The organism is Facklamia sp. HMSC062C11, assembly GCF_001810675.1.
Classification (GTDB): domain Bacteria; phylum Bacillota; class Bacilli; order Lactobacillales; family Aerococcaceae; genus Facklamia; species Facklamia hominis.
Window position 1 is genome coordinate 1 of sequence record NZ_KV802413.1, and the last position, 1,079, is coordinate 1,079.

The window sequence follows — 1,079 nt, forward strand, 5'->3', positions numbered from 1 at the left end:
TCCGGTTTCGGATCTTCTGGCTTCGGATCTTCTGGTTTTGGATCTTCCGGTTTTGGATCCTCTGGATCTACTGGAGGGATTTCGCAGACATTCTTAGTTCCAACTTTGATAATCTTATCTTGTTTTTCTGTGATTGTCTTTGTTTCCCTGGATACTTCCTTACTATTTTCAATCTTAACCGTTGTTTCAGTCTTACCTGGTTTACCTTCTTGAATCACTTCAGTTTTTCCAGCTTCCATATTTGGATCTTCAACAACTTTAATGTCAAAGGATTTTTCACTTTCAAATTTGAACTCACCATCAGTCTTAGAGCCATATTCTACGACCTTGTTCTTAGGTTCCGTTCTTTCTTCGGTGACTTCAAGCTTACCTGTTTCCTTGTTGAAGGTCGTGGTGTATTTAACAGATCCCTTAGAACCTTCTTCGATAACTTTTTCCTCGCCAGCTTTTAGATTAGGATTGTGTCTATATTCCGTATTGTTGCCGAGTTCTGTTTCTTTAACAACTGGTTTAACACCGACTCTTACTACCCGATCTTCTTTTTCTGTGATCGTCTTAGTCGTTTCTGTTGGATCTCCAACTGGCTTAGAATCCTTTATCTTTTGAGTAATTGTGACTTCTTCCTTACCTGGCTTACCTTCTTTTTCAATTTTTTGGAAACCAGCTTCAAGAGTATCATCATAGATTACCTTCGTTTCATAAGGAATTTCCCGTTCGATCGTCTTTGTAGTTTCACCTTCAGTAGACTTTCTACCAATCTTGATAAGTCTTTCCTGAGGCTCTTTAGTTGTCTTAAATTCGCCTTCTGTGGTTTCAACTACCTTGCCGTCTTTAATTACAAGCGTATTCGTTCTTTCTTGCTCTCCTGGTGAACCTGGAGTCACTACTTTTTCTTCACCTGGTTCTAGAGAATCATCATACTCATATCTAGTCTCGAATGGAATTTCTTTCTTTTCAACTACTTTGTGAGTACCATCGTTTGTACCTTCGCCAATCAAGATAACCGCATTTTTAGCTTTTTTAGTGACTGTTGGCTCAGAAGTGTTGGTTACTTTAGAGTTTTCTATGGTGAGCGTTCT

1 protein-coding gene is annotated in these 1,079 nt (G+C 38.8%); it reads right to left on the reverse strand.

All coding sequences use genetic code 11. The annotated features are described in order from the left end of the window. A partial coding sequence (locus HMPREF2758_RS07500) for a G5 domain-containing protein (RefSeq protein ID WP_210384441.1) occupies positions 1-1,079 on the reverse strand: 1,079 nt, incomplete at both ends.